The organism is Echinicola strongylocentroti, from assembly GCF_003260975.1.
Lineage (GTDB): Bacteria > Bacteroidota > Bacteroidia > Cytophagales > Cyclobacteriaceae > Echinicola > Echinicola strongylocentroti.
This window is the reverse complement of record NZ_CP030041.1, coordinates 187,169-213,482: the sequence shown is the minus strand read 5'-3', so window position 1 is coordinate 213,482 and position 26,314 is coordinate 187,169. Positions and strand designations below refer to the sequence as shown.

The following is a 26,314-nucleotide window of genomic DNA, read 5'->3' as shown; positions in this document are numbered from 1 at the left end:
AACAATGAAGCGATTTAGTGAAAAGTTTATTCTAACAGACAAAATGGAATGGGAAAACCTAGGAGGCGGAGTTTCTCGCAAATTTTTGGGCTATGATAACCAAATCATGATGGTCCAAGTCAAGTTTGAAGAAGGAGCAGAAGGAATGCCCCACGCCCATTTCCATACCCAGTCCACGTATGTGGCACAGGGGAAGTTTGAATTTACCATTGATGGTGAAAAGCAAATCGTCAAAGGTGGCGATGGTGTGTACATCGAGCCAAATTTGCTTCACGGGACCAAATGCCTAGAGGCAGGAATGCTGATAGATGTTTTTAGTCCCGTGCGGGAAGACTTCCTCGAAGGGGAGAAGTGTCCTATTTTGGAGATAAAGGGTAATTATGAAAATGAAAGGATTAAGGTGGTGGATTATCGGACTGATATTCCTCGCCACCGTCATCAACTATATTGACCGCACGGCAATCAGTGTCATGTGGCCGGGTATTTCCGAGGAGCTCGGGTTTACCAAGTACCATTATGCCATTATGCTTAATGTCTTTATGGTAGCTTATGCCTTGGGGCAGTCTTTATCGGGCAGGATGTTTGACAAGATCGGCACCCGGATGGGGTATGTAGTCAGCATTATGGTCTGGGGAGCGTCCACTGCACTTCACTCCGTAGCTCGTGGGTTGATTTCCTTTTCCATCTTTCGGGCCATGCTCGGACTGTCCGAAGCGGGGAATTGGCCAGGAGCGGTGAAGAGCAACGCAGAATGGTTTCCCATAAAAGAACGGGCCATCGCCCAAGGGATATTCAATGCAGGTGCTTCGATGGGATCGGTCATTGCTCCCCCGTTGATCGCGATGCTGTATGTCGGTTATGGATGGAGAGTTACCTTTTTTATTGTGGGAAGTTTGGTCTTGATATGGGTGATCCCTTGGCTGATCATCAATAAGGCTACACCCAACAAACATCCTTGGCTAAGTGATGAAGAAAGGGACCATATCCTTGAGGGAAGGCAAGAGAGAGATATAAAGGAAGAGGGAAAAGTACTGTCCCTTTCAGAAATACTTTCGCATAGGGAATCTTGGGCGGTATTGGTATCTAGGTTTTTTCTGGAACCGATATGGTGGTTGTTTGTAGGATGGATGCCTATTTACCTAGCAGATAAGTATGGTTTTGACGTGAAAGAAATAGGTTTCTTCGCTTGGGTACCCTATGTAGGTGCCGGTTTGGGGAGCCTTGCAGGAGGCTGGTTTTCAGGTAGGTTGATTACCAAAACAGGAAGTGTGGACAAGGCCAGAAAAACCACGATCAGCATCGGTGCAGTACTTATGTTTTTGGGATTGGTGGCGACCATACTAATGGCCAATACGCCTGAAAAGTTTGTGGGAATTGTCGCATTGGTGCTGTTTGGATTCCAGTTTTCGATCAGTAATGTCCAGACCTTGCCAAGTGATCTTTTCAGTGGCAAGTCTGTTGGTACCCTGGCAGGTTTTGGCGGTACTGTGGGAGTCTTGTCTGTCATACTGATGAATTTCCTGATCCCAGTAATCACCCAAGAATCCTATACGCCGGCATTTGTGGCCATTGCCTTATTCGTTCCACTAGGGGTGATAGCCATATATGTCTTATGCAAAAAAATAGAACCAATAAAAATAAAAAATCACTAATCAAATAATTAATCAGAATATGAAATTTAAAGGCAAAGTAGCAGTAGTAACTGGCGGTGCCCGAGACATCGGACGCGCGGTATGTGTAAAATTAGCAAGTGAAGGAGCAAAAGTAGTTGTAAACTTCTATGAAAGTGAAGAAGACAGCAAGGCGACATTAGAAGCCATCAAAGCTGTAGGGGGTGAAGCGGTGACGGTTCATGGTGATATGACCAAGCAAGAGGATATCGACAACATGGTAGCCAAAACCAAAGAAGCTTTTGGTGACAAAGTAGATATTTTGGTCAATGTTGCTGGAGGATTGTTTGCAAGAAAAACCATCGAAGAGGTGGATGAGGAATTCTATGACCTGATCATGAATGTCAACCTAAAATCAACGGTGTTTGTGACCAAAGCGTTCAAGCCATTGATGGGTAAAGGCGGTGCTATCGTTAACTTCGCATCCCAAGCAGGACGTGATGGAGGTGGTCCTGGAGCCTTTTTATATGCTGCATCCAAAGGTGCTGTTTCTACGCTTACCCGTGGTTTGGCCAAGGAATTTGGCCCACAGGGAATCAGGGTAAATGCCTTGAATCCGGGCATGATTGCTACCAAGTTCCATGATGATTTTACCAAAAATGAGGTAAGGGAAAAAGTGGCTGGCGGCACTCCTTTGAGAAGAGAAGGTAAAGCGGAAGAAGTAGCTGATTTGGTGGCCTATTTGGTCAGTGATGAGTCTTCTTTCCTTACTGGTAATAATGTAGATATCAATGGTGGATTGGCCTTTTCTTAAGGCTAACTTAATCCGGTTTATGCATTAGGAATCCTAATAGGTAAGCTAATGCATATTCCGGGTTTATTTACTCACCTACTCCCAAAGCTTTAGAAAATATGTCCTGGGCCTAGTTTGTAGACTACATTAAAGATTCGGGTTATTTGTACTAGCAGGGCTGGTGCAAATAACCCGTTTTTTTTATCGATAGGGTCAAGAAGGAAGTGTTTTGCTAGGCATTCAGGGATGATGCTATTATGCGACGGTCAATAACATAGATGGATCGTGACGTGCTGTAGTCCTGGTGATAACTGGATGATATGCTGGGATGGTCCGGCGGATTTCACCTTGCAGGAATATTGGCCGGAAAAACCATAGCCCTCTTTGGGCACCCCAAAGAACGAATAGTCCAACTTTCCGTTTCCATTAGCATCATGTAATACCGCTATCATGTACTTTCCCGTGGGCAATTTGTCCAACTTTACGGGCAGTTGGTTTTCATGGGCAGTTATAGTTTTTTCCATTACAGGATCCATTATGCCTGTATGGAGGGCATGTTCATCAAATACCTGGACTTTCACATTTCCAGCCAGTTTCAGGTCCAAGTTGTCAATAGATATAACAGTATTGGCGTATTCGACACCGTGGGGATGAACTAAATACAGTAGTAGGAGATAAAGTAAATTCATATGTAATGATCAATTATTTATAAGCTGATTTTTGAAACCAGATGTCTGCTATATTAAAATTGAGGGTGATGCCATGGGTGGTTTCTTTGGATAGTAGGGAAGATGTTCCCTGTTGTTGATATTGGTAGGATAAATTGACCCGGGTAAATCCCTGAATGGGCACGCCTACACCGATGCTGGCACCTTTTACATCTACGGGGGTATTTTCTGATGTGATATATCCAGTGTCATAAAATAATCCTGCAGAAAAATTCATCCTGTCCAAAAACTTATAGCTATAGAAATTGGGCATTAGTTCTGCCCCGACACTTACCCTATGGCTATTGGAGTAATTTTCCCACGTAGATGAAAACATCTTATAGCTGTAGTCCGCCGCGACCAACCATTTCTTGTTTTGGTAGGCCACACCTCCTTTTAGAGATGTCGCTAAATGGGTGATGCTTTCTTCACCTGAAGTTTCGTATAAGACTGAATCAGACCCATTGAGGTAGGCCATGGAGGTAGTGGTGGCCTTAAGTCTAGTCGGGGATTCGTAAGTAAATCCTATGTTCACTTGTTTGTCAGCTTTTTTATAGACCAAATATTGTAGTCCTGCATCGAGGCCATAGCCACTGTAATTATCCCGGTCATTCATGGTAAAGCCCGTAATTGACCCACTAGTCACCTCATCAGTGTCGTAATATTTCTCATGGTTGATATGGCCAAAAGCATAATAAGGCCTCACACCCAGAGAAAGTCTTGGCGAGATGTCAAAAGCATAATTGGCAAATACCTTATTAATATTACCGTATCCATTGATGTATTTGTCAAAAGGTGTTTCAGAACCTGCAAAATAGGTTTGCTCCACAAAGCTATAGTCAACACTGCTCATGGGCATGATCCCAATGTTAAGTGCAGATTTTCTGGAAGTCCTAAACCATAGGGAGATTAGACTTAGGTCTGTCCTGTTAATGGTGACTTCTTCCGAGGAAGTCTGGATATTCATCAATCTATAATCGACCTGGACATCGGCCATGAAATTATAGGCGGTAACACTCGTACCATTGGCGGGGTTAAGGTAATTCAGGAAATAGGTTGATCTCGCAGCCACACCGGTTCCTGATAACCGGGCAGCTTGTCCAAAGTTACTTTCCGATAACAGGCCTACTCCATAAGAAGAATAAAGTGAGCCGTCGCCCCTTTGGGCCAACAGCTCACCCTGAAAAATCAGAAAACAAACACTACAACAAAGTATCCTCAAAATGCCATGCATAATTTTAAATTTTTTGCAAGATAATTGGCTATAATAGGAGGCTTCGGATTTATAGACGAACGGGCAAATGTTCACGACAAGTGATGAAATCCAAGTAAAAAACTGCTCTAAATAGACTAAAATCCAGTTTGGGGAAATAACGGTTGACATGTCCGTTTCATCGGCAAAAATTGCTTGTAAATCTATTTTTTTTAATCAGGCCTTTCTTTTTTCATTGTTTTGTTCTCAAGAAAAAATTATTGGATACCAAGCTTCCTACCGTTTTACCATATGTTAAGAAAAACACCAATTCTCTTACTTCTAACCACGCTGCTACTGACCGGGTGTTTTGAAAATGAAACCCTTACAGAGTCCCAAGTGGTCGTGGATGGGGATGAGCTGGAACTCCAGCTGATTGAATACACCGATTTGAACCTGTTCACCTATTTCAACGATTCTCTGGTGACCAATACGCTTAGTTCATTTATGCTTGGTCATCATGAAGATGCTTATCGGGGTATTATCCACGCCGCTCCCTATCTCCAGTTTGGATTGGAATATGGGATAGAGATAGATGACGATGCCCAGTTGGATTCAACAGTCTTGGTGTTGTTTTATGAGAATTACCATTATGATACGCTTCCTGAGTTTGATGTATCCGTTTACGAATTGACGGAAGAATTGGAGGAGAATGATGATGGTGACATCTACAGCTACCAGTCTTTTGGTCACCAGGACCTGCCAATGGTATCGGTGGCATCACGGATCGTACCGCACAAAGACTCCTTGACCATTACCTTACCAGCTACTTTCAGTAAAGAGCTCTTTGAACTGGGGAAGGAAAATGATGGTGTCTTTGCTTCCACTGAAAACCTCGAAGAACTGTTTAAAGGACTTATGCTGAGTACGAACGATAACAGTGCACTGATAAGTTTCTCTGATGACTCATATATCGGATTTTATTACCGTATTCCAAGCGATCTCGATGAAGGTGCCAAGTCCTTAAAACTTACTGTAAATGCGGGCAATCAGCGATTCACGCATATGGATATCGACCGTAGTTCATCTTTTTTTTCTTCTCCCAATGCCTACGAAAACATACCAAGGGCCCATTCGGGTGGGGTAGTGATGGCAGACCTTATTATGGGGGCATCCATTCGAATAGAGCTTCCCAATATCCATGAGCTATTGGAGTTGGCTGATGATTACTATATCACCACGGCCAGTCTTAGGCTTCCTTTAAAGCCAGATACCTATGACCGGTATTTTAATACTCCGATTACGACCATCAATATCAGTGTAGTGGACAAAAAGAACCTTGTAATCCAGCAGATTGGAAGTACGTCGCTTACATCATGGGACGAGCAATTTCAGGAAAAGACCTTTTATGAGGTGCCCATTAAGACCTTCCTTGACTATAAACTTGCCAAAGGCATCAACAATAACGATGCGCTTTGGATCAGTATACCGGCATCCACTTCCACTATCCAAACCAGTGGCCTTATCCTTTCGGATATTTCCGGCGAACAAAAAATAAAAATAGACATAACATATCTTCCATTAAATTGAAAAACAATGCGTAAAATGAAATTATTCAACTACATCCTACCAATACTAGGGTTACTGGTCACCTTTTCATGTGTCAGTGACGAAGAAGAAACCTCAGAAGGGAATTGGGTCAGGAGGTCCTACTTTGATGGAGACAACAGGTCCAATGCCGCCGCTTTTTCCATTGGTGACCGGGCTTTTGTCATGGGCGGCTATACGGGTGATGAGTACCTGAACGACTTTTGGGAATATAATCCAACAGGTGATTACTGGGAAAGAAAAGGCGATTTCCCTGGAACTGCCAGAAGCAACGCCGTTGCTTTTTCTGTTGACGGTAAGGGCTACATCGGAACTGGATATGACGGTACGGACAAATTGAAGGATTTTTGGGAGTACGACCCAGTAAGCGATTCTTGGACAGAGGTAGCTTCTTTTGGAGGCACGGCACGCTATGATGCTGTAGGTTTTTCGTTAACCGGCAAAGGGTATATCGGTACAGGCTACGATGGTAGTGAACAAAAGGATTTTTGGCAATACGACCCTTCCACAGATACATGGGAGCAGATCATCAGCATGGGAGGCGCAAAAAGACAAGGAGCTGCGGCATTCGTTATCGATGACATTGCGTATGTTTGTACAGGTATCAACAATGGATCCTATGAGTTTGACCTGTGGGCATTGGATGGAAATACCCTGGAGTGGACCCAAAAAGAAGACTTGGACTATGACGACGATTATTTGATTTATCGATCCAATGGCAGCGCCTTTACCATAGGAGAATATGGGTATATCACTGTCGGAAGCAGGGGCTCTATTATCGGTAGCACTTGGGAATATCGTCCTTCCACAGATAGTTGGGCCGAAAAAACCGACTATGAGGGGACGTTTAGGACTGGTGCCTCTGCATTTTCCATCAACGGAGAAAGGGCCTATGTTCTGCTTGGAAAAAGCTCAAGCCTTAGGTTTGATGATATTTGGGAGCTGGAACCATTTGTTGATTACGATGAAGAGGATTAATCCATATGTAGAAAAATGCTGAAAATAAAACAGAAAGATGTATTGAAGGTGATCATTCACCTGTTGGTCCTGGGGATAATTATATCCCCAGCACTTTCTCTTTTGACTGATACCATCCGTCCCATTTCGCTGTTTTATTTCAGCATTACCAATATAAGCCTCCTTTTTTTTTATGTGATCAATATCGTTTGGCTTATACCCAATTTCATTTTAAAGAGTAAATACCTTCAGTATACCCTTTTTTTACTGGTATTCATGGTCGTTTTCGTATGGCTTCACCACTATCTAAGGGAAGCTCCTTCCGAAATGATGCCCAAACATATGCCCAATAAAATGAGGGAGTTTAAGAAGTCTTTTATGGACTTTCATTTTATCATGCCTTCGCTGATCCGCTTCTTGATGATCATGGGGTTGGGTACGAGCATTGAATTGATATTACAATTCGAAAAAGAGAAAAAGAAATATGAAGAGCTTGAGAAACAAAAAATCACCAAGGAGTTAAACTTTCTTAAAAACCAGCTGAATCCGCACTTTTTATTTAATGCTTTAAACAATATTTATTCTCTTGCAAGGAAGAAATCAGAAGAAACCACCCCCGCGATCCTATTGCTTTCTGATATGTTGCGGTACGTGCTCTATGAGTCCGGAAAGGACAAAGTATTCTTGGGGCAGGAAGTCACATTTATCAAGAATTACGTGAGTTTGGAAAAACTGAAATATCACCCAGAAGTGGCCCCTAAAATAAATTGTTCATTCTTGATAGAAAATGAACAGTACCCCATCGAGCCTTTGCTCTTTATTACCCTGATAGAAAATGCCTTTAAACATGGAATCACCTATTTATCTCCCTCTTTTATCATGATTTCTATCAAAGAAAACCAAAAGGAAATTTTGCTCTCTGTCATCAACAGTGTTGGAAAGCAAAAAGACGGCGTTTTTATCAATACCAATACGGAAGGAGTGGGGATTACGAATTTAAAAAAACGGTTGGAATTGCTTTATCCAAACAAACATAGCTTCAAACAAATCTATGAAAACAGTACTTTTAAGAGTTTTTTAACCATCCGGAAATGAATATCAATTGCATCATAATTGACGACGAAACCTTGGCCATCGATATTTTGGAAGATTATATTTCCAAGATCCCTATGCTAAACTTACAGGGTAAATACAATACAGCCATTCAGGCCATGGACTGTATCATGCGCAATAAAGTGGACCTTATTTTTTTGGATATCAACATGCCCGACATCAACGGGATCAAATTTTATGAAGGCTTGCCCCATAAACCAAAAGTGATCTTTACAACGGCATATAGTGAATATGCTGTTAAAGGATTCGAGATCAATGCAGTTGATTATTTGCTCAAGCCTATAAGTTTTGATCGTTTTTTTCAAGCGGTAAGTAAAATCTTTAACCAGTCGGATCGGGGCATGGATAACATTGGCAAGCAGCCCCAAGAGTCCTTGTCCCATAATGACCATAATGGTTTTATTTTTGCCAAAGTGGAGCACAGCACTGTTAAAATTAACCTAAAAGACATTTCCTATTTTGAAGGATTTAAAGATTATGTAAAAATCCACTTGATCAGCCAAACAAAGCCTATCCTAACCCTAAATTCTATCAAGCATTATGAAATGAGCTTGTTCTCGAAGGGCTTTATCCGCATTCATAAGTCCTATATTGTTTCTATTGACCAAATTGAGAACATCAGTCGCAATAAGGTAAAACTCAATAAAAAAGATATCTTTATTACTATTGGAGAATCCTATCGGGATTTTTTCTACGAACTGGTAGTTCGTAAAAATCTATAGCTTTTGCATATTCCGGCTTTGACTCAGATGCCAAGACGATGGGAATGTAACGTAAAGTAGTTAACTTATTGGACATCCACATTAGGCACATAGGAGGAATCTTTGCACTAACTTGGACAGGGGTTAGGGGAGAAAGCCGGGGAAGTGTCCTTTATAGTAGATTGCCAGACCCCGTTGTACCGACAGCGATGCTGCGGAATCATTGGCATGTGGGATGATTTTCAGCGCCATCAGGGAAAGTATAATACCTTTGTAATCAGTATGATCCATTCCTTTTAATTACGAATAAGTTTCATATTAATAGATTTTGTCTATTGTATTATAAAAACAATCAATCGTATTTATGATTATGACCTGCTTTTTCCGTCGTAATATTGTAGGACAAACTCAATAATAAAACAATGATATCAATGAAAAAGGTATTACCATTTTTAAGCGCAATTGTTCTGGGATTGCTGACATTGTCATGTCAGCAAAGTTCGCAAGACAATAAGGTAGAAGCCGATGGAAATTCCGGCGCTACCAAGAAAGTTAAGGCTACGGAAAACAGAGATTGGTGGCCAAATAGGTTGGATCTCAGCATTCTTAGACAGCATTCTTCCCTGTCCGATCCAATGGAAGAAAACTATGATTACATAGCAGCTTTTAACAGCCTGCAGTATGATTCCCTTAAGAGCGATATCCGTCAAGTACTCACTGACTCACAGGACTGGTGGCCAGCAGACTTTGGGCATTATGGAGGATTGTTTATCCGTATGGCTTGGCACAGTGCTGGGACTTACCGGACTGGCGACGGTCGGGGTGGTTCCAGGGCGGGACAGCAGCGTTTTGCGCCTTTGAACAGTTGGCCGGACAATGCCAATTTGGATAAAGCCCGACGGCTACTATGGCCCATCAAGCAGAAATATGGAAGCAAAATCTCTTGGGCAGACCTTATGGTTTTGACAGGAAATGTGGCCTTGGAAGACATGGGATTCAAGACCTTCGGTTTTGCCGGAGGTAGGGTAGATACTTGGGAGCCTGAAACCGATGTGTACTGGGGTGCCGAAAAAGAATGGCTAGGCGATGAAGAAAGGTATTCCGGTGACAGGGAGCTAGAGGATCCCCTTGCTGCGGTCCAGATGGGCTTGATATATGTGAACCCAGAAGGACCTAACGGGAATCCTGACCCTTTATTGGCCGCCGATGATATCCGTGCGACATTTGGTAGAATGGGCATGAATGAAGAAGAAACCGTCGCACTTATAGCAGGTGGTCATACCTTGGGAAAAGCCCACGGCGCAGGTCCGGCTTCCCATGTAGGCAAAGATCCAGAAGCTGCTGGGATCGAAGAACAAGGGTTCGGCTGGAAGAGTGATTATAAATCCGGTAAGGGCGCGGATGCCATTACTTCGGGCTTAGAGGTTACATGGACACCTACTCCAACCCAATGGAGCCATTTGTTCTTCGTAAGTCTTTTCGAAAACGAGTGGGAGTTGACAGAAAGTCCTGCGGGTGCACACCAGTGGGTGGCCAAGGACTCCGACATGACGGTTCCTGATGCCTTTGACAAAAGCAAACGTCACGCTCCTACGATGTTTACTACGGATCTTTCCCTGAGATTTGATCCTAGCTTTGAGAAGATCTCCAGAAGATTTTATGAAAACCCTGAAGCCTTTAATGAAGCTTTTGCCCATGCGTGGTTTAAACTTACCCATAGGGATATGGGACCAAAAACCACCTATTTGGGCCCTGAAGCTCCTGAGGAAGATCTGATTTGGCAAGATCCTATTCCTGCAGTGAACCATCCGTTAATTGGCTCCAAAGAGATAGATGAACTAAAAGGTACCTTGTTGAATGCTGGCTTGAGCATCCGTGAAATGGTGAGCACAGCATGGGCCTCTGCATCTACTTATCGGGGATCTGATCGAAGGGGAGGAGCAAATGGCGCAAGAATCCGTCTGGCACCTCAAAAGGACTGGGAAGTCAACAACCCTGAGCAATTGGCCAAGGTACTGGGCACCTATGAAAAAATCCAAGCCAAATTCAATGATTCGCATGGTGCTAAAAAAGTATCCTTGGCAGATTTGATTGTTTTGGCGGGAGACGCAGCTGTAGAAAAAGCTGCTGCCAATGCAGGTTATGATGTGACCATTCCTTTTGTACCTGGACGTATGGACGCACTCCAAGAACAAACAGACGTCGAATCGTTTGCCGTAATGGAACCAATGGCTGATGGCTTTAGGAATTACCTGAAAAAATGCTACACGCTTTCTACAGAGGAACTGTTGGTGGATAAAGCGCAGCTGTTGACCTTGACAGCACCTGAAATGACCGTGTTGGTAGGTGGCATGCGCTCGTTAAACGCCAACTATGACGGCGGCCATCACGGTATCTTTACCGATGATCCAGAGAAGCTAACGAATGATTTCTTCGTAAAATTATTGGATATGGGTACAGAGTGGTCACCAGTGGACGACACCAAAGAGGTGTTTGAAGGTAAGGACCGTCAAACGGGACAAGTAGACTATACGGCCACCCGAGCAGACCTGATATTTGGGTCCAATTCGGAGCTGAGAGCACTTGCTGAAGTCTATGCCAGTGATGATTCCAAAGAAAAATTCGTAAGGGATTTCGTGGATGCTTGGGACAAGGTGATGAAGCTTGACCGATTTGACTTGAGGTATCCGCAGGATTAAGGTTTTTCAGAGTACTACCAGCTGATGTTGGTAGTACTTTTTTTATACTTGAATAACTGAGTGAGAAGAAGGTAATTGGTTTATTTCCCTAGGGAATTATCGAATTGAATGCGAGTTCATTTGGACAGTGAATTATCCATTTCTTGACGGATCAATGCTTTGGCCTTGATCAATTGATTTTTAACCGTATTGATAGAGATGGCCAGTTCATTGGCGATTTCCTGATAGGATTTCTTTTCGAAAATATTCATTTCCAACACTCGCTTTCTTTTTGGTGAAAGTTGGCCAACGAGCTTTTCCAATTGTTCCAAATGTGCCTCTTTTTCCACTTGATCATCCACGCTGTGTTTTTGGATATTGTTCCAGAATTGCTCTTTTAGCTGTTGGTCTTTTTTGACTCGGTTAAAATAATCAAACACCTCATTTTTTACTGCAGTGATTATATATGAGCTGAAGTTCATGCTGGGGTTTATCTTATCTCTTCTTGAGATCATTTTGAGAAAAACCTCGTGGAAAATGTTCTCCGCTTCTATCTCATCCTTTAGGATCGAAACTGCAAAACGGATAATTGGAATCCTGTAATACCTATAAATCTCATCGGTGGCTTTGGGATCTCCTTTTATAAATAGTTCTAAAATCTGTTTGTTAGGTTGGTCCATGGTCAAATAATTTTACTTCCACAGACTAAATATCCCTTATTCGTTTAAGAATTTGTTCGCAAAATACGTATTAAAACCCTCATTTTACGAAACTATTTGGTGTTTTAATTGCTGATTTATAGGTGGTTAAGTTTGTGTTAATTTTTGAGGGCAATGTTATGTTTATTTCATCGTTAGGGCGTGGTTATAGTAGCCTATATGAACAGTTTACAGTACTAATCTATGTTTTAGAATAAGTAAATAGGTAAATGATGAAAGAAAAGGGTACACGGTTGATTTCTCTTGATGCCTTGAGAGGGGCTACTATAGCAGCGATGATTTTAGTGAATTTCCCGGGCAGTTGGGACAGTGTTTTTCCACCTCTTTTGCATGCCCACTGGAACGGTATCACACCGACGGATTTTATTTTTCCGTTTTTCCTTTTTATAGTGGGGGTGTCGATAGCATTGGCATATTCAAAAAGCCTTAGTAATGGCCTACCTAAACGTGACCTTTACAAAAAAACACTCATCAGGGGAGTTAAGATTTTCGTTTTGGGTGTTGTATTGGGAATGATCCCTCAATTTGATTTTGCCGATATTAGGGTGGCCGGGGTCCTTCAGCGTATATCTATTGTATTTGTAGTGTGCTCTTTTTTATTTCTCCAAAGCGGATGGAGGAGCCAAGTTTTCGTGATGACTTTTATTTTGATAGGTTATTGGCTGACCATGGTGCTCATTCCTGATCCCGTTACCGGAGAGGTCATGTTGGAGCCTGGTGATAATGTAGCAGCATGGATCGACCTACGGCTTCTCCCCGGGAAAATGTGGAACGGCAATTGGGACCCAGAGGGTATCTACAGTACTTTGCCAGCTGTGGCCACAGGAATACTAGGGATGCTTGCAGGCAAGCTATTGCTGTCTGACAAGGACAAGATAGAAAAGGCCGCTCACTTGATGGTTATGGGTTTTGCGCTGACGCTTTTGGGCTTGTTTTGGTCCTTGTTTTTTCCGTTAAACAAAAACTTGTGGACCAGTTCGTATGTCTTGGTGACAGCGGGTGTGGCCTTCGGTTTTTTAGGGGCATTTTATTATTGGGTAGATGTCAAAGGAAATCGCTGGGGTACCAAACCTTGGATTATATTCGGCTCCAATGCGATCACGGTATATGTATTGGCAGATGTATTGTCTCTTTTGTTTTATGTATGGCTTTTTGATGATGCCAGCTTGAGTGCACATTTTATGGAGGTGGCGACGGATGCTGGCATGATGCCGGAGTTGGCCAGTATGGTTTTTGCCACGATGTTTGTAGCGGTTAATTTTGTCCCAGCTTATCTCCTTTATCAAAGACGGATTTTTATAAAACTGTGAGCAAGCAGGTATATTTCAGGAAGTGGAATGGCAGTTGGTTATTTCCCAGCGAGGTACTTTTTTCGGTATTCGATCGGATTACAGCCCTTTATCTGGCGAAACTGCCTAGCGATGTTCTTACTGTCATTTAGCCCAAGATCCATGGCGATTTCCAGTACGGTCATGTCCGTTTCCAATAATTTTTGGGAGAATTTTTCTGTCCGGAGGTTGGAGATGTATTTATAAATCGGATAGCCTGTAATCTGCAAAAAGCGTTTTTCCAAAGACCTTCTGGAAAGGGGAACCTGCTTGACCACGTCTTCCACATTGAGGTTGTTTTCTATATGCTGATGAATGTACCGAAGACTGGAAGCGATGTATTCATCATTAGTGGCATAGATATCGGTGGACTGTCTGGTGATGATTTGGGTAGCTTCTACGATAATGTCATAGGATGGCTCATGGTCATGTATGATCATGTGCTCCAGTAATTTGGCCGCTTCATAGCCTCCTTTTTCGATGTCCATGGCTATGCTCGACAGCGGAGGGTCAGAGAGCTCGCAAAGCATTACGTCGTTATCTACTCCCAATACCGCTACCTCTTCCGGAATCCTGATGTTGTTTTGCCTACAGGCCTCAGTGATATGCAGGGCTTGGTTGTCATCACATGTCATCAGAGCAATAGGTTTGGGCAATTTTAATAACCAGTTGCTTAATGATTTACTTTTATAATGCCAAATGTCCGTACTCGGTGATTTACGGTGCTCAAAATAATGTACCTTATAACCATGTTTGTTTACCTGATTCTCGAATCCTTCAGCTCTTTCGCGGGACCAAACTATATTATTAAAACCATAAAAAGCAAAGTGCTTGAACCCCTTCTTTAAAAAATAATCTGCACCCAATGCACCCATCTTATGGTAATTTCCCGTGATGTTTGGAAGTACTTCAAAGCGTTCCTTAAAATCTTGGGCGATGATGGGGATTCTTGAATCAATTACCATTTCTAGGTCCATGTTATTATAAAACTGGCCTATGATACCATCTGCTCCCCAATCCTTTGCCCAATCCAATATGCCTTTAATACCAACGGTTTCTCTATAGTAAAGCGGCATCCTGCAAAATGTCCATGGGCCATTTTCTGCACTGTATTTTGAAATCCCCTTCAGCAGGCTTTTACTGTATTCTTCTGCAAAGTCCAAGAGTAAAATAACTTTGTACATGGTCTGTTTGTTGGGAAATGTATATTAAACCCGGAATATGCCTAAGTCTCTAATTGTCATAAATTTCACCTAAAGTAAGTAATAATACCAATAAGGACAATTGGCATTTTAGCAGTTTTGGCACTTTTTACTGGGCAAGAAAAGTGATAATTGGATGTTGTTCGGTTAATGATGTCTTAAAGTCGGAATAGGCATTGGCCTTTCCACTCACGGCGCACAGGTATTGCGGCCTGATCCGCCGCGACTGACGCTCATATCTCCAAACGATCTGATGGCTTTAAAATGGTTTTCTTGCGTTTTGGAATAGCCCAAATGAACATTCCTAGCGTATTCTTTTAAACCAAAAATTAACCTTGGACTTTCATAGCTGCACATTGAACCCGGATTATGCGTTAGGAATCGTAGTGAGAGCTGAAATTGCAAGAAAATCAGTTAGTTTGGAGGCATTAGCGTAGCACCGCTACGGTTATGCCGAAAACTAAAGTGAAACGGCTGATTTTGAAGCAGTTTCAGGTCGCAACAGATAGGCTAATGCATATTCCGGGTTGAAGGGACTTCACCCGGCTAGTATGCTGGCTTAAGGATAGGATCTTTCCAATAGCCTTTTCCTAGACCGTCTGCCGGATGTGATTACCCTTGCTGACACCTCAGTTATGGATTACAAACGATACAAAATAACTAAACGATGCGATTCCGAAACCTGTTCCTTTTTACCATTTTATTGTCCACATTGATGTTGAGCTGTGCCTGCTTTGCACAGGATGGAAGGGCTGATATCAGCAGTTACAAGGACCTGCCTTTCCGTCAGGAATATGCGGTGAAGTTTTCATTTGAATCCGACATGGAGGTGCTTAAGGTCAATAGTGATCGGAATGGCGTGGTCGAGGTATTGACCACCAAGGGGATTTATAGGCTGTATGCCGGGGCGTTTTTATATCCTGGAAAGCTCCAAAAGGCACAAATGTACTTTACCTTGAATGACAAGTCACTGAGAGATGCCGTATTGTATCGGGACCAGTTTGTTTACCTGGATGATCGTTCTGTCCTTTCCAATGGCTGGGCGGGCAGACTGAACATGCCCCATGATATGCAGGCTCCCGACTTGGTAGCAGGAGGGGAGGATTTTTCTTTTTTGGTAGCGCAGGACCAACAGGTCAAACTGCTTCAAAATGGAGACGTAAAGTGGAAAGCCAATATCGCTTCCCCAATTCGCCAGATAAGGTATTCTGAAGACCAAAAGGTGTTTTATGTCCTGGGAAAGAAGGCTTTTTACCAAATGGATATTTTTACTGGCAAAGTAAGTACACTAGTGGAAGGGGACCAATTCACCAGTTTTGCACTACAAGAGGGGCGTGCGATCATTGGCACCTTAAAGGGCTACCTTTCGCTGGACCTTGGCACAGGGAAGCCCTCTGCGATTCAGGATCAATTACCCTGTCCTCAAATTACCTGTGTGGAGAATATTGGTGGTGATATTTGGTTTGGTTCTGAGAAGGGGGCTTATATGTTAAGGCCCGACGACACATTTAATTACTATTATGGAGACCGCTGGTTAGTGGGCGACAGCGTAAAAGATATTAGCAAGGGAAGTACTGATGAAGTACTCTTGCTAACCGATCAGGGGCTTTCGAAGTTGGTTTTTAAAGAATACAGCTTATATGACAAAGCCATGTTTTATGAAAATCAAGTCAGGGATCGTCATATTCGCTTTGGGTTCAATGCCAGTCTGGGCGATATGGAAAGAGGAAATGTAGCTTCGGGAAGGCTCAAGGACTCTGATAACGATGGCTTATGGACGGCCATGTATTTGGGTGGGCAAGCGTTCCGTTATGCGGTGACCAAGTCTGACGTGGCACTGCAAAATGTCCGGGAATCCTTGGACGCCATGGAGCGGCTCTATACCATAAATCCAGTAGTGGGGTTTCCTTCTCGCTCATTCCATAGAGCTGGATATGAAAAGCACCTTTCTGATCCAGAGCGTTGGCAGAGGGCGGCAGATCCTGAATGGGACTGGAAGGCTACCACCAGTAGTGATGAAGCCATTGGGCATGTGTTTGCTTTTGGAGTGATCGCGGAGGTAGTGGAAGATGAACAGGTAAGGGACCAAGCAATTCGCCTATTGGATGGCTTGATGCAGCATATTGTGGACCATGATTATTATTTGGTGGACTATGACGGCAAGCCTACCCTTTGGGGAAAGTGGAACCCCGACTATGTCAATGGATTTCCGCCAATGGTGGGTGACCGCAAGTTAAATTCCTCAAATATCATCGGGATGCTACAGACTGCCTATCATTTTACGGGAAAGGAGCAGTACAGGCAAAAGGCTTTCGAACTCATGGAGCAATACGGTTATCTAAAAAATCTGATGGTGCCTATGGGCCGTATTGGCCAAGCAGACGACGATGCAGGGGAGTGGGCAGAAATGCTGTCCCAATCCTGGAACCATTCAGATGATGAAATGTACTTTTTGGGCTACTGGGGACTGTACCGATATGCTTTTAATGACAGTTTACAACACCACTATTCTGAAGCCATTATAGACCACTGGGAAGCAGAAAGGCCCGAAAAAGACGGACTATGGAATATTTTTGCAGCTATGGTGTCACCTGAACAATATGATCAGCAGGAGACCATTTGGTACCTAAAGGAATATCCGTTGGATTTGATTGATTGGGCCACAGTCAATAGCCACAGAAAGGATATTGAAATCCTGGATCCTAATTTTAGAGAACAGGCTACCGCCAATGTGTTGCCACCGGATGAGCTCCGGATCCGCCGTCATAACGCCAATCGGTTTGAACTGGATGGTGGTAAGTCTGGAACATCCGAATATAGTGCAGGTGATATTTGGCTATTGCCTTATTGGATGGGGCGGTACCTTGGTGTGATCGGTGCCCCCCAGGTCGGATCTCAGTAGTGATCAACGGCAGGGCAAAGGCTTTTAAAAAAATGTTCCTATTTGCATTTATATCTGCCGTTCCTATGGAACTTACCCTTTTGTGTGTAATCATTTTTTGTTGTCACCTGCACCTTCTATATGACCCTCCGCCAAAGGCGGATGAAGCAGGATGCTCAGTTGCTAACGCCTATTCTGGGTTTAACCTCAACCAAGCCAACCACATATACATGAGCAGATAGCTGGGACGGCTTGTACGATCCAAATCAACTAATCATTCTTTCAGCCTATCCCGCCATTCGGCAATCTAGTATCAAGCCAAACCTAAACCTACACGAAAATTGTCTCCCTTCAAAACACTTAACGCGTTTGCCTTGGAGTGTTCTGTGCGTTCGGTGAGAAATAAAATCTACTGGCAAGAAAGCGTATAATCAAATAATATAAAATTAACTTTCGATGGATAGTCTGTTTTAGGGTTTTGTAGTCTTCTTATAAAATAAAGGTACTCTAAAGCCTTTGGTTTTGGGGTCGGTAGACTTTTGTACTTATGCAGCAACCTGAAAAAGATAAAGCAAAGCTGACCGAACTATTTCTGAGCGGACAGATCAGTAGGGACGAATTTGAAGCGTTTTTGGAGAAATTTTCGGATGATTCCCCGGAGATCAACGATACACTGGAAAATCACTTTGGGGAGATTTTAGAAGACTACCATCGCGATGATTCCAAGTCCCGCAAAATCAGCCTATATCCATCGTGGCTGGCGGTGGCTGCTTCTGTCATTCTTGTCTTGGGATTTGGGTTTTGGATGGTCCGTGATCAAATAAGCAGTCCGTATATCACTTTCCAAACCTCCTATGGCGAACAATCCTCCTACACCTTAGAAGATAGCAGTACCATCACCCTCAATGCCGGTAGTGAACTTTCCTATGTCCCTTTTGGAAAACAGGATGAAAGAAAAGTCAGCTTTAAAGGAGAAGCCTACTTCCAAATAGCAAAAGACTCCATTAAACCATTTTTGATCCAAAGTAATGCTCTCAATATCCGTGTGGTAGGTACTGCGTTCAATGTGGAAGCCTATCCAGACGAGGATTTTTTTAGGGTAGCGGTAAGCGAAGGAACTGTCAAGGTTTGGTTTGGAGAGGATGAAGGAGCTTTTCATGAGTATTTGACCAAAGGTCAATCTATTTTGTTTGATAAAGCCAACGGAACATACCACTTAGAAGAAGCTAAGCCGGTACTGTGGAAAGAACAGGTTTTGGTATTTGACAACACGCCTTTTGATCAGGTGATCAGGAAGCTGGAGAGATGGTATGGGCTTGACTTGGAAGTGGTAGATCCAGAATTGAAAGCGCTCAAATTAAACGGACAATTTGTGAACAAAGATATTCATGAGATGATCCGAGCCATTGCCTATCTGGTCAATAAAGATACTGTAAACAACAAACACCTCATCAAGATCAATCCAATGCCTATGAAATAAAATCCTGGAAAAAAGAGTAAAAACGCACGGAATGGGTTTTGGCGAGCGCAATCCGTGCGCAAAATTAAGTAGATGTTAACCACAAAATTTTAGCAAAGTATGAAAATTAAAATTACAAAAGGAAATTTTTTTGGCTTTTGGCTTCAATGGATCCTGATACTGTCCATGGGACTCTTTATCGGAAGTGAAGCTTTTGCCAAAAACAAACGATTTATTAAACTGCCTCAGGAAGAGGTGAGTATCCGTCAGTTTATTTCTTCGGTAGAAGAGCAAACAGAGTTGACATTTTTATACGATGAACAAGTGGTCAGTTCATTGGATAAGCATGTGATGTTTGCAAAAGACATAAGCTTGGATGAGATGCTGGAGACCTTGGATGCTACCACTGGTCTTGAATTCAAGATCATGGGAGATAATATCCTCATCCGTCGGCGGCAAGCTGCCAGAGTGGCACAGGTGAAGGGTGAAGTATATGACGACGAAGGGATTCCGCTGGCCGGGGCTACCGTAAAAGTAAAAGGAGCCTCGAGTGGAACAGTGACAGATCTTGACGGTGCTTTTAACATAGAAGTGCCCAATGAGGAGACCATATTGGTCATTAGTTATGTAGGTTTTCATACCAAGGAAGTCGTAGTGGGCAATAGGACCCTTATTAAAGTGACGTTAAAAGCCGCGTACCAAAATTTGGAAGGAGCAGTGGTAACGGCCTTGGGAATCAAAAGAGAGGAGCGGTCTTTGGGCTATGCTGTCTCTGAGGTATCGGGAAAGTCTTTTGAGCGGGGAGGACAGGATAACATGTTGAAATCCCTTTCTGGAAGAGTACCAGGGGTAAGCATCAACTCCACCGGTGGGCCGGGGTCTTCGGTGAGCATGATCATTCGAGGCATCAATTCCCTGAGTGGGGATAACCAGCCACTATTTGTCGTAGACGGAGTACCAGTGATCAATACCCTGAACAATGTTAGCCAAATAGGCAACGACAATAAGGTGGATTATGGAAATGCCCTATCCGATATAAATCCTGCAGATATAGAAAGTGTATCCGTGCTTAAGGGGCCGAGTGCTGCTGCCCTTTACGGATCACGAGCAGGAAACGGGGTAGTGCTGATTACCACCAAATCAGGAAAAAACGTAGAAGAGGTGACTGTGAGCATCACTTCCAACACCCAAGTAGACGTGCCATTCAAGTATTTGCCCATGCACAGTCGGTTTGCCACGGGTGTTAGGCCTTATACTCCGGGTAATAACCCGTATCCAGAGGGTACCTTGGTCATCGAGGAAGGCTCATCGGTAGGAGCAGGGCCTGAGCTGGATAAGGGCTACGAGGCCATTCAGTGGAACAGCCCAAGGGACGAAAATGGCAACCTGATTCCTTTGCCGTTGGTCTCACATCCCAATAATGTAGCGGATTTTGTGCGGAATGGAGTGACTACGACCAATGGCATTTCTGTATCCAACAACAATGAACGCATCAATTACCGGGTGGGCTACACCAATATGAACAACTGGGGAATTGTGCCCAATTCGGACTTTAACAGGAACAACCTTTCGATAAACAGTAACCTAAAAGTCAATGACAAAGTGACGCTGACTACTAGTGTCAACATCAACAGGACGGGGGCAGACAACCGTCCGGCAGGCAACAGAGGCACCAATCCGTTAGAAGCAGCCTATAAGGTGTCTCCACATATCGATATTAATGAATTAAAGGATTACTGGATGCCGGGCCAAGAGGGAATTCAGCAGCGTTCCCAAGCAATAGGCGATTATAATAACCCTTATTTCTTGGCCTATGAGGTGAATAATGGCTTTAATCGAGATAGGATTTTTGGTAATGTGGGGTTAAACTACCAGATCACCGATAATTTTTCCGTGCAGGGCAAATATATGCTGGACATGTATTCCGAGCGCCGTGAATCTAAAATCCCTATGAGCTACACCGAAGATGTCAACGGAGGCTATGGGATTGTCAATTTGGACCGCTACGAACGTAATTTGGAGTTTCTGGCCACCTACCAAAAGGATTTTACCGATTTTAGCATGACTTATTCTGCTGGCGGTAACTTTCGCTACAACCAAGGACATACCACTCAAAATGCCACCAAGGCAGAAGGATCAGGCTTGATCGTACCGGGGGTTTATACGTTAAGTAACACACTATCGGATAACTTAAACTACAGCAGCTCCATGTCCGAAAAGGCAGTTTATAGTGTGTATGGCTTGGCCAATTTGGGATATAAGGATTTGCTGTATTTGGATATCACTGCCAGAAATGACTGGTCAAGTACCCTTCCAGCGTCCAACCGTTCCTATTTCTATCCTTCGGCTTCATTAAGTGCGATCATCAGTGATATTATCCCTATGGGAAATAGGATAGACATGGTTAAGCTGCGAGCAGGTTGGGCCCAAGTGGGAAATGATACCAGCCCTTATAATTTGGTCCAAAGTCTCGCCAATACCGAAGAGTGGGGCGGAAATACCCGTTTATCTGTGCCGGATGCATTAAAAACCCCAGACCTTAAGCCTGAGATTTCGACATCCTATGAATTTGGGGTAGAGCTTGCTGCTTTCAAAAACAGGTTGCGGTTTGACCTGACCTACTTCAATACCGATAATAAAAACCAAATACTGCCCGTGACCCTCCCTTCTTCTTCCGGCTTCAGCAGTAAATTTGTAAATGCCGGCTTGGTCAATAGCAAAGGTTGGGAAATGGTCCTTGGAGCGACACCGATAGAGGGGGACTTTACTTGGGATTTGAACTTTAATATTTCCCGCTATAGGAGCAAGATTATAGAGCTGACCGATGAAGTGGAAGTGTTTTACTTGTGGAGCGACTCCCGTGGAGGTGCTTGGTCTTATGTAGGAGATGAGATAGGAAGTATCTATGACCGCAAGTTAGTTACCGTAGAAGATGAGGAATCCCCTTATTACGGCTATCCCATTTTGGATGAGGACGGAAGCTGGCAGGACATCAACCAAGCCAATGCCAAAAATAAAATCGGCAATTTCAACCCGGATTTTATAGCAGGCTTGCAGACAAGTCTTTCCTATAAAAACTGGAGCTTGAATTTGACATTCGATTGGCGGATGGGAGGAGATTTTGTTTCCCAGACATTCCGTTACTCAGAATCGGATTTAAAAACCCAACGATTTTTGGATGAAATGATCAATCCCAACGGCAGGAGTGGCGAAGAATTGAGAGACTGGCTAGTCGCTAATGAGGAGACTTTCATCAAAGACGGCTTGAATATCGTCGGTGGGCCTACTGGAGAAAGTGGAGGATTTCCCTTTGAGTATGCTGTCACACTTAACGACGGAGTGTTCAATCCTGGCGTGATTGCCATCTATAATGATCAGGGAGAAATCACCGGATACCAAGAAAACCTCGGTGGTGATGGAACCAAAATCATACCGTATGCGGACAATTACCCTTGGAGCTTCTTTAAGCCTGCGATGTTTGATGCTTCCTATCTCAAACTGAGAGATGCATCCATCAATTATGACCTGCCTTTATCATTGGTAAAAAAACTAAACATGCAAAGTATCAATGTGGGCATGTACACCAGTAATGTGATCCTGTGGACCAAGGCCAAAGTGGGCATAGATCCAGAGAATGCCTTCCAACCTGAAAGCAACGGAACCTTTAAACAAGGAATCGAACGATACAATGTCAACCCATGGGTGATCCCTATAGGATTCAGACTAAATGCTAAATTCTAAGACATGTGTGATCAGAAAAGAAACCAAATCATGAAAAATACCATCAATAGACTTTACCGTTCATTAACAGTAGCGACCTTGACAGGAATCGTGCTCCTTACTTCCTGTAAGGACCTGACAGAACTGAATGTTAATCCCAATGGAATAGATCCAGATGCCGTGCATCCAAATTTATTGATCACTACGGTGATTACCCAGACTGCTACCAGAGAAGTGAACCTAGGTTTTGGGGATATCGCCGGAGTGATGCAGCATACCCAAAAAGATGCTTGGTTTGAGGACCATAATAATTATGAGTGGTCAAACCAAAGCTGGTCGGGATACTATAACATTTTGGAAGATGCCCGGCTGATGGAGAAGCGGGCTAGCGACTTGAATTTACCTTTTTATGTGGGTGTAGGGAAGGTGATCAGTGCCTACAATTTTGGGCGTATTGCGGACTTATGGGGAGATGCTCCGTTTACCGATGCGCTTCAGGGTGATCTAGGTGGTGAACAATACCTGCTGCCAAAATTTGACACCCAGCAGGCAGTTTATGAAGGTGTGATCAGTCTTCTGGAAGAAGCCAATCAGCTTTTTTCGGAAATCGAGGAGACGGCAGTGCCCCAAGATGTGCTGTATGAGGGAAACCTACTACAATGGAGGAAATTTGCCAATAGCCTTCGATTAAGGTATTACCTGAGGATTTCGGAAAAGGCACCGGATATGGCCTCGTCAGGCATACAGGAAATGGTCAATAATCCGAGTCAGTACCCACTCATCTTGGATGGTGGTGACAACGCCTACATGTCCTACCCAGGTACCTCGGCAAATACTTCGTGGCCTTCCAATACCACTTTCGATGGTAGCAATGGCAGTAATTATAGAAGGATAAAAATGTGTGCTACGCTGGTGGATAAGCTTCAGGAGCTTGGAGATAGCCGGCTAGACGTGTGGGCAAAGAAAATAGAGATCCCTATAGAAATCAACTCTGATCTGGCTCCAGGCACAGATGAGGTAATCGACGGTGTGAGGTACATTGCGCCGGATGTGGCAGAAGGAAAGCCGGTGGACACGGATCCCGAATATGTTGGGTTGCCGCCGTCAGTTTCCAACCTTCCCAGTGAATACAACCTAAATCCTACTCCGGGACAACAATCCTATAACCCGCATGTGTCATTTCTCAGTGATATGTACACCGAGCCAAGTGGAGAGCTTTTGAAGGCCAGACTGGTCAGTGCTGCTGAAGTGCAGTTTGACTTGGCAGAAGCTGCCCAAAAGGGATGGATCTCAGGAGATGTAGCCAGCTTTTACAATGAAGGAGTGAGGCAATCCTTGATGGACTGGAGCCAAGAAGGTGGCTACGATGCATACATCGCAGGCGAAGCTGCTTTTGATGGCACCTTGGAGCAGATCCTGGAGCAGAAGTGGATCGCTTCTTGGGCGGCCGCAACGGAAGCTTGGTTTGATTACAGAAGGACGGGATTACCTGATCTCCAAGCTGGACCTGCTGCCGTAAGGTCGGTTTTGCCTTTACGCTTTTACTATATGCAGGAAGAGCTGAGCATCAATGAAGCCAATGCCAATGAAGCATTGGAAAGATTGGAATCCACGCCTTATTCCCAAGAGGAAGGAAAGAACAGTGCTTGGTCAAAATTCTGGCTCGTCCAAGGAACCGGAAAACCTTGGTAGGGAATACCCTAAACCTGCAATATGCATTTGACTATTTTCTATCAAAATCTCAATACATGATGCGGGATTAAATCCGGAACATAAAGAAGGGACTGTCCAGATGACGGTCCCTTTTTATTTTTTTGATTACCCGGCGCTTTTTCCCAGTGTTCTTGGTTGTGCTCAGGTCAGCCCGAGGCGCTGATGATCAGGTGGTTTGGAGATTGAGGTATCCACTGCGGTGGATGGTGAACCTGTCTAGCGGTCTATAGCCGTCAGGCCAACACCTGTAAGTTGCTGAAAATCTATATCCTTATTGATGTTGGTACTCTTCACAAATGGCCAAGGGGGATTTAAAATCCCCATTATTCCGGTTCGGAATTACAAATCCCGAACAGCTAAGTTTTTTTAGTTTTTCGGATTTTGTGGAATTATAAACAAGCAGCCAAATTGTGGCAGACTTTCCTACTGTGCCCGATGTAGCTAATGTAATGGTCTAATAAGTTAGCTACTTAACGTTACTATTTTTCGATGTCTTAGCGTTCGGGTTAGAGTGTAAGATTATCCCTTGATTACCAGACTATTCCTTCGGCATCACAGCGAATAACTTTACTGGAAATATAAAAGTTTTTTCCGCCAGGACTGATAAAGTGATAAGCAAGGTAGAAGGTTTTCTGGCCATTTTTCGGCAATTTCAACTTAGCTTGGTCGTGCTTTACGGTGGTTGATTTCCATTTTTCATCCCTGAAATCCATGTCTTCTGGCGAGGATGCTTCCCAGAGCACTATCTTTTCGGGCTTTTGGTCATCGAAGTTACACGAGACGGTCAAGTGCTTATCCCCTGATTTTTTGACATCCATTTTTACCTGTGGCAGCGCTTGCTGGAGGCATTGGTATTCAAAGAAAGCGCTGAGGTTTTGGAGGGCGATTTCCCCATTTCCCAGTCCATGTTCCACATTTGGAATGTACACCAGATCATTGTCTCCGGGGATTTCTGCCCAGTAGTTTTTTGCCGCATCGATAGGCCAGTAAGGGTCGTTGGTGCCCATAAAAACCAACTTTGGCATATCCAACTGTTCACGATAAGCATAGGGGTCTACCATGGAAATAGTCGCGGTCCCTTCCGGAGTGTTGGATGTCTGTGGGATGCCCAAGTCCACATAGTCTTGGATTTCTGGACTATAATCCTGCCACATCTCTATTTGATACTGCAAGCTGACGGGCATGTTCAGCACGTCGATCACCATCGGTGCAATGGCATTGACACGGTCATCCTGACTTCCGGTCAACCACGTGGTCCAGCCCCTTTTGGATAAACCTGTCAATAGAAAATGATTAAGGGTATGGCCAATTTCATCTTTAGAAAAAACCGTGACGGCATCCATGGCCCGTTGGACGGATTTTACCATGGGAAATAGCAGCGGCCACGTTTCATCTCCCGTTTCTTGGTATTGGTGAAGGGTGTAAGAGATGATTTCATCTTCTACTTTTCCATCAAAAATCGGTTGGTTGGGTACTTGGAAGATAGCCGCTACGATGGCTTCGTTATCGACTGCCAAATTTTCAAGACCCTTAACGACGGCATCATCACGGTCCCGTTGCTTTGGTAGGTTGTCTTCCAGTCGTCCGCCACCGATATAGAGCATGGCTTGGTCGTACTTGACTTGGTCAGGCACCAGCATCACCAAACGGTGTTTCCAGGTATAGCCTTTCCATTTTTGGGAAGTCAGCAACAGCTCGTATTGTGTTTGGTGGGCGGAGGTGATTTTATCCACTAACTCCACGGTAAATTCCGGCGAAGGGGAGGATAGAAAATGGGTGATGGGTTCGTTTTTTTCCTGAGCAAAGGCAGAAACAACGAAGGCTCCAGTCATCAACATGACCAGTAAGCTATGACGTAATTGATGCATCTTCATATAAAATTAACAACTAACAATAGCCCATAAGGGCCGATCCAAAGTTTAATTAGTGTAAC

General features: G+C 43.7%; 18 protein-coding genes. 13 read left to right on the top strand and 5 right to left on the bottom strand.

What is annotated here, in order from left to right; translation table 11 throughout:
* The first annotated feature begins 4 nt into the window (after positions 1 to 4).
* The 3 genes from DN752_RS00825 to DN752_RS00815 are packed head-to-tail and all read left to right on the top strand — an operon-like array spanning position 5 to position 2,424.
* Positions 5 to 451, top strand: coding sequence for a cupin domain-containing protein (locus DN752_RS00825; protein WP_211324107.1), 447 nt, complete (start codon positions 5 to 7; stop codon positions 449 to 451).
* The gene (locus DN752_RS00820; protein WP_112782210.1) at positions 381 to 1,652 is read left to right on the top strand and encodes an MFS transporter; all 1,272 of its coding nucleotides are present in this window, start codon (positions 381 to 383) and stop codon (positions 1,650 to 1,652) included. The genes DN752_RS00825 and DN752_RS00820 overlap by 71 nt, the downstream gene beginning before the upstream one ends.
* A gap of 19 nt (positions 1,653 to 1,671) precedes the next feature.
* The gene (locus DN752_RS00815; RefSeq protein ID WP_112782209.1) at positions 1,672 to 2,424 is read left to right on the top strand and encodes an SDR family NAD(P)-dependent oxidoreductase; all 753 of its coding nucleotides are present in this window, start codon (positions 1,672 to 1,674) and stop codon (positions 2,422 to 2,424) included.
* A 245-nt stretch (positions 2,425 to 2,669) separates the two neighbouring features.
* On the opposite strand, the gene DN752_RS00810 is transcribed toward DN752_RS00815, so the two are convergent.
* Both DN752_RS00810 and DN752_RS00805 read right to left on the bottom strand, forming a co-directional pair.
* Positions 2,670 to 3,092: a DUF2141 domain-containing protein gene (locus DN752_RS00810; RefSeq protein WP_112782208.1), complete on the bottom strand. Its 423-nt coding sequence runs from the start codon at positions 3,090 to 3,092 to the stop codon at positions 2,670 to 2,672.
* Between the two features lie 13 nt (positions 3,093 to 3,105).
* Positions 3,106 to 4,344 (bottom strand): hypothetical protein, encoded by a 1,239-nt coding sequence (locus DN752_RS00805; RefSeq protein WP_112782207.1) that lies wholly within the window; start codon positions 4,342 to 4,344, stop codon positions 3,106 to 3,108.
* A gap of 270 nt (positions 4,345 to 4,614) precedes the next feature.
* On the opposite strand from DN752_RS00805, the gene DN752_RS00800 reads away from it, so the two are divergent.
* The 5 genes from DN752_RS00800 (at position 4,615) to katG (ending at position 11,380) form a co-directional block, all read left to right on the top strand.
* A complete protein-coding gene (locus DN752_RS00800) occupies positions 4,615 to 5,892 on the top strand; it encodes a DUF4270 family protein (RefSeq protein WP_112782206.1) in 1,278 nt (425 codons plus the stop codon).
* Between the two features lie 15 nt (positions 5,893 to 5,907).
* The gene (locus tag DN752_RS00795; RefSeq protein ID WP_245949408.1) at positions 5,908 to 6,888 is read left to right on the top strand and encodes a Kelch repeat-containing protein; all 981 of its coding nucleotides are present in this window, start codon (positions 5,908 to 5,910) and stop codon (positions 6,886 to 6,888) included.
* 15 nt (positions 6,889 to 6,903) lie between these two features.
* On the top strand, positions 6,904 to 7,962 hold the full coding sequence (locus tag DN752_RS00790; protein WP_112782204.1) for a sensor histidine kinase: 1,059 nt from the start codon (positions 6,904 to 6,906) through the stop codon (positions 7,960 to 7,962).
* The gene (locus DN752_RS00785; RefSeq protein ID WP_112782203.1) at positions 7,959 to 8,702 is read left to right on the top strand and encodes a LytR/AlgR family response regulator transcription factor; all 744 of its coding nucleotides are present in this window, start codon (positions 7,959 to 7,961) and stop codon (positions 8,700 to 8,702) included. The genes DN752_RS00790 and DN752_RS00785 overlap by 4 nt, the downstream gene beginning before the upstream one ends.
* 410 nt (positions 8,703 to 9,112) lie before the next feature.
* Positions 9,113 to 11,380 (top strand): catalase/peroxidase HPI, encoded by a 2,268-nt coding sequence (gene katG, locus DN752_RS00780; RefSeq protein ID WP_112782202.1) that lies wholly within the window; start codon positions 9,113 to 9,115, stop codon positions 11,378 to 11,380.
* A gap of 116 nt (positions 11,381 to 11,496) precedes the next feature.
* Here the strand turns inward: katG and DN752_RS00775 are convergent, their stop codons facing one another.
* A complete protein-coding gene (locus DN752_RS00775) occupies positions 11,497 to 12,039 on the bottom strand; it encodes an RNA polymerase sigma factor (protein WP_112782201.1) in 543 nt (180 codons plus the stop codon).
* A 248-nt stretch (positions 12,040 to 12,287) separates the two neighbouring features.
* Between DN752_RS00775 and DN752_RS00770 the strand changes: the two genes are divergently transcribed.
* A complete protein-coding gene (locus DN752_RS00770; protein ID WP_317048512.1) occupies positions 12,288 to 13,388 on the top strand; it encodes an acyltransferase family protein in 1,101 nt (366 codons plus the stop codon).
* A 38-nt stretch (positions 13,389 to 13,426) separates the two neighbouring features.
* On the opposite strand, the gene DN752_RS00765 is transcribed toward DN752_RS00770, so the two are convergent.
* Entirely contained in the window at positions 13,427 to 14,590 is a 1,164-nt protein-coding gene (locus DN752_RS00765; protein ID WP_112782199.1) for a DNA-binding transcriptional regulator, read from the bottom strand.
* A 685-nt stretch (positions 14,591 to 15,275) separates the two neighbouring features.
* Between DN752_RS00765 and DN752_RS00760 the strand changes: the two genes are divergently transcribed.
* The 4 genes from DN752_RS00760 (at position 15,276) to DN752_RS00740 (ending at position 24,360) form a co-directional block, all read left to right on the top strand.
* Positions 15,276 to 17,510, top strand: a complete 2,235-nt coding sequence (locus tag DN752_RS00760) for a hypothetical protein (protein WP_112782198.1) — start codon at positions 15,276 to 15,278, stop codon at positions 17,508 to 17,510.
* A gap of 526 nt (positions 17,511 to 18,036) precedes the next feature.
* Positions 18,037 to 18,969 carry a FecR family protein gene (locus DN752_RS00750; protein ID WP_112782196.1) on the top strand — a complete coding sequence of 311 codons (933 nt, stop codon included), beginning with the start codon at positions 18,037 to 18,039 and terminating at the stop codon, positions 18,967 to 18,969.
* A 99-nt stretch (positions 18,970 to 19,068) separates the two neighbouring features.
* On the top strand, positions 19,069 to 22,689 hold the full coding sequence (locus tag DN752_RS00745; RefSeq protein ID WP_112782195.1) for a SusC/RagA family TonB-linked outer membrane protein: 3,621 nt from the start codon (positions 19,069 to 19,071) through the stop codon (positions 22,687 to 22,689).
* Between the two features lie 30 nt (positions 22,690 to 22,719).
* Entirely contained in the window at positions 22,720 to 24,360 is a 1,641-nt protein-coding gene (locus DN752_RS00740) for a SusD/RagB family nutrient-binding outer membrane lipoprotein (protein ID WP_112786378.1), read from the top strand.
* A gap of 551 nt (positions 24,361 to 24,911) precedes the next feature.
* Here the strand turns inward: DN752_RS00740 and DN752_RS00735 are convergent.
* Positions 24,912 to 26,249, bottom strand: coding sequence for a PhoPQ-activated pathogenicity-related family protein (locus DN752_RS00735; protein WP_112786377.1), 1,338 nt, complete (start codon positions 26,247 to 26,249; stop codon positions 24,912 to 24,914).
* Positions 26,250 to 26,314 lie beyond the last annotated feature (65 nt).

Excerpts from the sequence above, each read along its gene's own strand:
- DN752_RS00805 (WP_112782207.1), bottom strand. The coding sequence starts at position 4,344 with ATGCATGGCATTTTGAGGATACTTTGTTGTAGTGTTTGTTTTCTGATT.
- DN752_RS00750 (WP_112782196.1), top strand. The coding sequence starts at position 18,037 with ATGCAGCAACCTGAAAAAGATAAAGCAAAGCTGACCGAACTATTTCTG.
- DN752_RS00790 (WP_112782204.1), top strand. The coding sequence starts at position 6,904 with ATGCTGAAAATAAAACAGAAAGATGTATTGAAGGTGATCATTCACCTG.
- DN752_RS00820 (WP_112782210.1), top strand. The coding sequence starts at position 381 with ATGAAAATGAAAGGATTAAGGTGGTGGATTATCGGACTGATATTCCTC.
- DN752_RS00760 (WP_112782198.1), top strand. The coding sequence starts at position 15,276 with ATGCGATTCCGAAACCTGTTCCTTTTTACCATTTTATTGTCCACATTG.
- katG (WP_112782202.1), top strand. The coding sequence starts at position 9,113 with ATGAAAAAGGTATTACCATTTTTAAGCGCAATTGTTCTGGGATTGCTG.
- DN752_RS00740 (WP_112786378.1), top strand. The coding sequence starts at position 22,720 with ATGAAAAATACCATCAATAGACTTTACCGTTCATTAACAGTAGCGACC.
- DN752_RS00765 (WP_112782199.1), bottom strand. The coding sequence starts at position 14,590 with ATGTACAAAGTTATTTTACTCTTGGACTTTGCAGAAGAATACAGTAAA.
- DN752_RS00800 (WP_112782206.1), top strand. The coding sequence starts at position 4,615 with ATGTTAAGAAAAACACCAATTCTCTTACTTCTAACCACGCTGCTACTG.
- DN752_RS00825 (WP_211324107.1), top strand. The coding sequence starts at position 5 with ATGAAGCGATTTAGTGAAAAGTTTATTCTAACAGACAAAATGGAATGG.
- DN752_RS00775 (WP_112782201.1), bottom strand. The coding sequence starts at position 12,039 with ATGGACCAACCTAACAAACAGATTTTAGAACTATTTATAAAAGGAGAT.
- DN752_RS00810 (WP_112782208.1), bottom strand. The coding sequence starts at position 3,092 with ATGAATTTACTTTATCTCCTACTACTGTATTTAGTTCATCCCCACGGT.
- DN752_RS00745 (WP_112782195.1), top strand. The coding sequence starts at position 19,069 with ATGAAAATTAAAATTACAAAAGGAAATTTTTTTGGCTTTTGGCTTCAA.
- DN752_RS00735 (WP_112786377.1), bottom strand. The coding sequence starts at position 26,249 with ATGCATCAATTACGTCATAGCTTACTGGTCATGTTGATGACTGGAGCC.
- DN752_RS00815 (WP_112782209.1), top strand. The coding sequence starts at position 1,672 with ATGAAATTTAAAGGCAAAGTAGCAGTAGTAACTGGCGGTGCCCGAGAC.
- DN752_RS00795 (WP_245949408.1), top strand. The coding sequence starts at position 5,908 with ATGAAATTATTCAACTACATCCTACCAATACTAGGGTTACTGGTCACC.
- DN752_RS00770 (WP_317048512.1), top strand. The coding sequence starts at position 12,288 with ATGATGAAAGAAAAGGGTACACGGTTGATTTCTCTTGATGCCTTGAGA.
- DN752_RS00785 (WP_112782203.1), top strand. The coding sequence starts at position 7,959 with ATGAATATCAATTGCATCATAATTGACGACGAAACCTTGGCCATCGAT.